The sequence below is a fragment of the uncultured Legionella sp. genome (genome assembly GCF_937871865.1).
Classification (GTDB): domain Bacteria; phylum Pseudomonadota; class Gammaproteobacteria; order Legionellales; family Legionellaceae; genus Legionella.
Map to the genome: position 1 here is coordinate 50151 of NZ_CALMPD010000009.1, position 7506 is coordinate 57656.

Genomic DNA, 7506 nt, shown 5'->3' on the forward strand with positions numbered 1-7506 from the left:
TTTTGTATAACCAAAAAAATCGCTCTTATTTAATCTACTTTGAGTCATGGCTTTCCTTTTTATATTTTATTGAAATAATTCTTCAATAGTAGTTTGCATCTCATCCTGGCTGGGTTTCGCATAACGAAAAATTTCTTTAATAGAAACATTGCCACTAAGTTCCTGAGCAAAATGCACTCCATGCTTATCTGTTACTTTTTTCAAAAAAGTATGCCGAAGTTTATGAGGTGTAAATTCAAATCGCTCATTCTCTGGTAAAAGTGCAAGCACTTGTTTTAAAACTCGCTGGCATATTCGAAATATATTCCGAGTATTAATACGATTCCCTGCCCTATTTGTTAGGACTTGAAAACAGATGGCGCTGTGCTTGAATTATTTTGCAAATGAACCAACAATAAAATGCAAATGGATTTTGATGAAACCGAATTAAATTGCCAATAGAATTGCTTTTGAACTCGAATTATTTTGCAAACGGGAGATACCATACAAAATAAACGATCCTTTAAATTAGCTTATAAAATTATTCAAATATCAAAGGTAAAAAGGTGCTTTTTATATCAAAATAAATAGTATAATATGGGTTTATATTGAAATCACTTATTTCTGACAAATTTTGAATAAACAAACCATTGCCTATCTTCGCGTATCTACTGTCGACCAGGATCTAGGTAAAAACAAATCGGATGTTTTATTTTTTGCCAATGAAAATAATCTTGGCAAAGTGCATTTTGTTGAAGAAAAAATCTCTGGTGCCATTCATTGGAAAAAACGCGAGCTTGGCTCAATCATTGATTCGATGTCGGAGGGGGATCATTTAATTGTTAGTGAATTCTCAAGACTTGGTCGTAGTATGCTTGAATGCATGGAAATCATGAGTCATTGCCTTGAGAAGAAAATCAATTTATATGCCATCAAAGGTCAATGGCGATTAGACAACAGCATACAAAGTAAAATTATTGGAATGATTTTTTCAATAGCCAGTGAAATAGAGCGCGATCTTATTTCTAAAAGAACTTCAGAAGCCTTAAGGGCACGAAAACTAAAAGGGCTGCCTATGGGGCGCCCTAAAGGAACAGGTAAAAGCAAGCTTGATGAATATAAAGATGAGATTGTAGCTTTACTTAACAATGGTTCATCCAGAGTATTCATTGCCAAACGATATAAAACTTCTGTAGGAAATCTACATCACTGGTTAAAGAAAAATGGAATCGAAGTGAAGGATAACCCATAGTGAGTAAAATCCCTTTAGAAATTTTGTACCGTCTTGATGAAAAAATAACCAATTTACCACATAATGGGAAGCTTCGTAGAGAACTCGTTAATGAAGTAGCTCTGCGTTATCAATTGTCTGAAACTACAGTTTACAGGCAACTGAAAAAATTGATGTTACATCCAAAAGATCGGCTAACGCGCAAAGACAAAGGGTGTCCAAGAATTATAAAAGATGATGAACTGCATTATTATTGCCAACTTATTGCTGCAATGAAAATTCGCTCCATAAATGGTAATAAACATGTAATTTCCACCCAACGTTGTATTCAATTTATTGAAAACGATGGGGTTTTGCTAAAAAACAGAATTATCAAAGCACCTAAAAATTTACTTAAAGTATCAACAATTAATAATTATCTTAATCATTATTTTATTTCTCCAGAGGATATCCTTTCAGAACCTGTAGTAAACCACTTTGAGGCATCCTACAGCAATCAATGCTGGCAATTAGATATTACCCCATCAGAATTGCATCGATTACCCTCTCAAAATCCGAATGATCCCAGACGGGTGATGGCGTACTCAGTAATAGATGATAAAAGTGGATTGGTTTATTCACGATATTACCTTGCTGAAGGAGAAGATACGCTTACAGCGCTAGATTTTCTCTACCATGCATTTTCAAAAATGAGAGGGGATCAACCCGAACTCTACGGAATTCCTGATTTCATTTATACCGATAATGCCAGTTTTGTAAAAAGCAGGTTATTCATGCGTGTCATGACTAAGCTTGGCATACAGATACTAACACACTTGCCCCGTGGTAAAGGTGGCAGAAAAACAACGGCTCGTGCTAAAGGTAAAGCAGAGCGGTTGCATCGTTCGATCAAATCAATGGTCGAACCCTGTTACCAATTTGAACTACCAAGAGATTTGGAACATGGAAACAGTTATCTAAGGCAATTTGCGACGGAGATTGCCAACAAAAAACATCGCTCACAAAATTTAACCCGATACCAGGTTTGGAAAACAAATCTACCAGTACATGCTGATTTAAGTATTTGTTCTTATGAGCAGTACAGTTTGTTACTCCGTGAACCTGTTGAAAGACAAGTAAAAAGTGATGCAACGGTTCAGTTTAATAATATTCACTATCAGCTGTCGTCACAATTTGCAGGGGAGGAGGTGCTTTTATTAATATCGGGAGATCATGGGAGTATTCATATTGAATACCGCGATGAAGAATATGGCCCATTTTTGCCAGTTGAGGTAGCAACTCCATTTGGAGAATATAATCACCATAAAAAGTCCGAAAAGGAACAAGCAGCAGACAATATTGTGGAGTTATCCAAACATATTTCACTTCGGTTGCCTGCTTTTGAAAATCAGACAGGTCAAGCCCCACTAAATATTAATATTAATTTATTGCCTGGCCATGTCAAAAAATATAATTCATCACTGGAAGCTAAATTGGCTTTGGCACAACATCTTGGCAAGCCACTAAGTTTACTGACTACCCAACAAAAACAATTCATTGATACTTTGACGCAACAATCTATGGAACACGATGTGTTAATTACTCAATTAAACGAATACATGGCATTAAAACTTGTCGCCAAAGAGGAATAATTATGATTTTAGATGCACTGGAAGAATATAGTCTTATCAAACCATTATCCGAAGCAGGTTTTTATGCGACTGACAAAATCAAGCGATTGCATGAAAAAATAAAAAATCTTGCTTTGAGTTATGGAAGTCTTATTGCCGTCAGTGGAACCGTGGGATCAGGAAAAACAACTTTTATAAATGAATTGATGCATGATTTGAAAAAAGAGGGGAAGTGTATTGTTAGTTATTCCTACAGCTCTGATCGAGAAGGAGTTAACGTTAAAACCTTGTTGACTGCACTATTAATCGATGTCAATAAATCGGATAAACCTTCACCTACTGGTTATGAAACGCGTGATCGGCACCTTGTAAAATTAATGGAAGACAATAACAAGCCCGTTGTTTTGTTCATAGATGAGGCACAAGACTTACACGGAAACACTCTATCTGCATTAAAAAAACTGTCTGAGATGGCCAAATTAAGCAGACAAACATTAACCATTATCCTGGCAGGACAGCCAAAACTGAAGAATACCATTCGCTCAGCTAAAATGGAGGAGATTGGTTCTCGAGCCTATGTTATCGATCTGGATGAACAAATCATTGGTAAAAAAGACAAGTACTTACAATGGGCAATTACCCAATGTCTTGCCAAGGATAAAAAATGGGGGGATGTGATTACTCAGGAAGCATTAACTCATCTGACCGAGCACCTTATCACCCCGCTACAGATTATTTCCCATTTTAATCGAGCATTGGAAATTGGTTTTTCAGCAGGGGTTAAACCCATTAATAAAGAAGTGATTGATCAGGTTTTAAAACCGCTTGGCAGTATTCTTGAATCACGATATGCCCGCTCCGGTTATCGAATTGGTACATTGGCTAAAATTCTACACACTTCTGAAAGAGAAATAAATCAATGGTTTCTTGGCAAGCTTCCTGAATTAAGGGTTGCTGAAATTCAAGAGGCATTGGTACATGCTAATGTCATTGTTTAAATCAATTAAAGAATAAAGTTATGGACAAAAAAATTACAGGTGACAATTACAAGAAATTTTTAGATGATTTAAAATCACGCGTCACAAACTCGCGCTATAACGCTGTTCTCACTGTCAATCGGGAAATGATTTTTCTTTATCACCATATTGGTAGTGAAATTTTAAGGTCGCAAAAAATTCATGGTTGGGGTTCAAAAATCATTGAGCAACTCAGTCGCGATCTGCAATCTGAATTCCCAGAGATGAAGGGGTTTAGTCCACAAAATCTAAAATACATGAAGCGTTTTGCGCAGGAATACAGTTTTGAAGCAATTGGTCAACAGGCTATTGACCAATTACCTTGGGGACATAATATAACATTAATGTATGAAGTATCTGATAAAAGGGAACGGGAATTTTATATAAAGAAAGCCAAGGAGCATGGCTGGTCACGCAATGTGTTATCAATGCAAATTGAAACTAACTTATATCAAAGGGAAGGAAAGGCTGTCACCAATTTTGATACCAAGTTACCAGCGCCTCACTCTGAGCTTGCAAAAGCTACACTTCGAAACCCCTATCTTTTTGATTTTTTAAGTCTTGGCAATGATGCCCATGAGCGAGAGGTAGAAAAAGGCCTTATTGCTCATATTGAGAAGTTTTTGCTTGAGCTCGGAGAAGGGTTTGCCTTCCTGGGTCGTCAATATCATCTTCAAGTAGAAGATCAAGATTTTTATATTGATCTGCTTTTTTACCACATAAAACTTCGATCATTTTTAGTGGTCGAGCTCAAATCAGGTAAATTTAAACCAGAATATGCTGGTAAAATGAATTTTTATTTATCCGCTGTTGATGATCTCCTGCGCCAACCTGGAGACAACCTCTCCATTGGTTTGATTTTATGCCGATCAAAAGTTGGTGTTCTCGCTGAATATACATTAAGAGATATGACAAAGCCTATTGGCCTTGCTGAATATAAACTGACAGAAGCCTTACCCAAGGAAATTAAAACATTATTACCAACTATAGAGGAGTTGGAGATGGAATTATCGAAGGATCTTTCTGATCAGGAAGAGGACGTATAAATTACTCCATTATTCTACTAATGAAAGTATTAAAATGGGTTTTTATTGAATTTACTTGTGCATGTTAAATTTTTGAACGATCAAAGAGAGTTCCGTTTGCAAAATAATTCGGGTTCAAAACTAATTTCATTTGCAATTTAATTCGGTTTCATCAAAATCCATTTGCATTTTATTGTTGGTTCATTTGCAAAATAATTCAAGCACAGCGCCATCTGTTTTCAAGTCCTAACAGGTAGGGTAGCTATTAGTACCCCTGCTAAAAGAACGAATGGACTGTAGAGATTGCCAAAACGCTCTATAAATCGTTGACTGCGACCTTTTTTATCCTGTGCTTTTTCAACAAGAAAAATAATACGAGATAACGTGTTCTCAGCAAATTTTTTGGTAGCGCGAATAGTAAGAGTCCCCTCGCCGTTAATAGTTGCAGAAAATACTTTATTTCCCACAAATTTCTCAACAGGAATTGATTCACCCGTGATAGGCGCTTGGTTTACACTAGAATGTCCAGATATGACCTCTCCATCTGTAGCGATGCTTTCACCAGGACGAACAATAAACTCATCTCCAATTTGAATGTCTTCTAAAGGTATTAGGAACTCGCTATTATTACGTCGGACTAATGCGGATTTTGGGGCAAGTTCCATCAATACTCTGATAGCATGTCGCGCCCTTTCACCAGCATAACCCTCTGCTGCTTCAGAAATAGAATATAAAAAAACCAGTGTTGCCGATTCTGCCCATTGTCCCATCACACCAGCAACAATAGCAGCGGTAGACATCAAAAACTCAATACCGATTTCATGTTCTTTGAAAAATTCTTCTATAGCTTCCCGTGCGAAATAATATCCACCAATTAACACCGCGCCTATGTAAAACCCGTTAGCAATTATCCTTGGTAGTGTCAAATATGAGCCTACAAAACCAATAGTTAATTGTAACGGCTCGCTTTCATAAACACATCGGCTCGCAATCAGCGCATAAAGTTGGCCCGAATTAATTGCGAATGAAATTCATTCTTGGCCCACATTAGTTGCAAATGAACCCACTTTATTTGCCACTGAATTTATCGTCCAGTCCCCAGCGAGTTTATATCGATTCTATCGTTCTCACCGGGTCAACATCTGCATCATAATTAATTCCAGGCATGTTAAATCCAAATAATCGGTAAAAATCTTCACGATAACCGCTGATGTCAGTCTCCTGCATTAAATTATCAGTGGTGATATTTTCCCAGAGCCTGCTAATTTTTTCCTGGGTATCGTCCTGCATCTCGAGATCATCGATGCGTATATATCCTTCATCATCACGCGTAAGTGGATTGGCCGAGTATAAATGCTGATTAAATAAACGATACATTTGCTCAATGCACCCTTCATGCGTACCCTGCTCTTTCATGATTTTAAACAAGATTGAAATATAAAGCGGCACAACAGGTATCGCGGCACTGGCTTGAGTAACCACTGCCTTATCAACAGAAACCATCGCTTGTCCGTGAATAGACTCCAGTTTTTGATTTAACTTGTCTGCAGTTGCTTTTAAATGAACTTTTGCTTTACCTATCGTACCTTCCTTGTATAGACCATAGGTTAATTCAGGACCAATATACGAATACGCAACCGTCAGAACGCCATCTGCCAATAAGTTTTCTTTAGCAAGAAAATCAATCCACATTTCCCAATCCTCGCCACCCATTACAGCAACGGTATGAGCTATTTCTTCCTCTGTGGCAGGTTCAATTGTGACGTTTTTTACTTCACCACGAAAAATATCCACCGTTTTACCGGAAAATGCGTGTTCGGTTGGTTTTAATACTGATGTATACACTTGACCAGTTACAGGGTGGACACGGCGTGGCGTGGCCAGACTATAGATGATTAAATCGACTTGCTTGAGATCCTTGCGAATTAATTGTGCGGCTTGTGACTTAATATCTTTGGAAAAAGCGTCTCCATTAATGCTTTTAGCATAATGGCCAGCATGATGAGCAATTTGTTCAAAAGCTGCTGAATTATACCAGCCAGCTGAAGCTGTACGCTCACCTTCAGCTGGTTTTTCATAAAAAATACCAATTGTTTTTGCATCCGCGCCAAAGGTTGCGGCGATGCGACTTGCTAAGCCATAGCCAGTAGAGGCGCCAATTACCAATACATTTTTTGGGCCGGAAAACTGGGTTTGTGATCTCATAAACTCGATCTGTTCTTCAACTGCTTTAAAACAACCATCCGGATGAGCAGTAGTACAAATAAATCCTCGAACTTTTGGCTTTATAATCATGGGGTATCTCTTTCCATACGCGTTATTGCGATCAACAAATCAAACCGTATATTAATGATATATTATTGTTTGAACAAGGGTGTTTTAAACTCGATTCCGGTGCGCCACGAAAGTGCACCTCCGACTCTGATTCATAAACAGCTCGGCCCGCACTGGCTCAACACAATGCGAATAGAATTGATCTGCGGTCCTTTTATCTGCAACTTTAAATTTCAGTGCCACCAGAAAAACGCTCGTTTTTTTGGTGGTTTCTTTTTAAGTTAAAAATTCACTAAATCAAACCAAATAACCCATAGAGAAAATCAAGATAAGCTGATAGACTAATTTAGTGGTTTTCTTGTTAAGGCATA

7 protein-coding genes are annotated in these 7506 nt (G+C 37.6%); 4 read left to right on the plus strand and 3 right to left on the minus strand.

Annotated elements, in window-relative coordinates:
* Positions 1-66: 66 nt before the first annotated feature.
* Positions 67-270: a hypothetical protein gene (locus Q0495_RS00595; RefSeq protein ID WP_298622002.1), complete on the minus strand. Its 204-nt coding sequence runs from the start codon at positions 268-270 to the stop codon at positions 67-69.
* A 343-nt stretch (positions 271-613) separates the two neighbouring features.
* Here Q0495_RS00595 and Q0495_RS00600 point away from each other — a divergent pair, with 343 nt between their 5' ends.
* Genes Q0495_RS00600 through Q0495_RS00615 form a run of 4 tightly spaced genes read left to right on the plus strand, consistent with a single transcriptional unit; the run spans position 614 to position 4882 of the window.
* Complete coding sequence (locus tag Q0495_RS00600; RefSeq protein WP_298622003.1) at positions 614-1231, plus strand: recombinase family protein; 618 nt, start codon at positions 614-616, stop codon at positions 1229-1231.
* Positions 1231-2841, plus strand: coding sequence for a DDE-type integrase/transposase/recombinase (locus Q0495_RS00605; protein ID WP_298622004.1), 1611 nt, complete (start codon positions 1231-1233; stop codon positions 2839-2841). The genes Q0495_RS00600 and Q0495_RS00605 overlap by 1 nt, the downstream gene beginning before the upstream one ends.
* 2 nt (positions 2842-2843) lie before the next feature.
* The gene (locus Q0495_RS00610) at positions 2844-3818 is read left to right on the plus strand and encodes an AAA family ATPase (protein WP_298622006.1); all 975 of its coding nucleotides are present in this window, start codon (positions 2844-2846) and stop codon (positions 3816-3818) included.
* Between the two features lie 20 nt (positions 3819-3838).
* Positions 3839-4882: a PDDEXK nuclease domain-containing protein gene (locus Q0495_RS00615; RefSeq protein WP_298622008.1), complete on the plus strand. Its 1044-nt coding sequence runs from the start codon at positions 3839-3841 to the stop codon at positions 4880-4882.
* Between the two features lie 218 nt (positions 4883-5100).
* On the opposite strand, the gene Q0495_RS00620 is transcribed toward Q0495_RS00615, so the two are convergent.
* A complete protein-coding gene (locus Q0495_RS00620; protein ID WP_298622010.1) occupies positions 5101-5787 on the minus strand; it encodes a hypothetical protein in 687 nt (228 codons plus the stop codon).
* Positions 5788-5968: 181 nt separating this feature from the next.
* Positions 5969-7156: an enoyl-ACP reductase FabV gene (fabV, locus tag Q0495_RS00625; RefSeq protein ID WP_298622012.1), complete on the minus strand. Its 1188-nt coding sequence runs from the start codon at positions 7154-7156 to the stop codon at positions 5969-5971.
* Positions 7157-7506: the final 350 nt, after the last annotated feature.

Coding starts and splice junctions, on each gene's coding strand:
- Q0495_RS00610 (WP_298622006.1), top strand. CDS start 2,844: ATGATTTTAGATGCACTGGAAGAATATAGTCTTATCAAACCATTATCC.
- Q0495_RS00615 (WP_298622008.1), top strand. CDS start 3,839: ATGGACAAAAAAATTACAGGTGACAATTACAAGAAATTTTTAGATGAT.
- fabV (WP_298622012.1), bottom strand. CDS start 7,156: ATGATTATAAAGCCAAAAGTTCGAGGATTTATTTGTACTACTGCTCAT.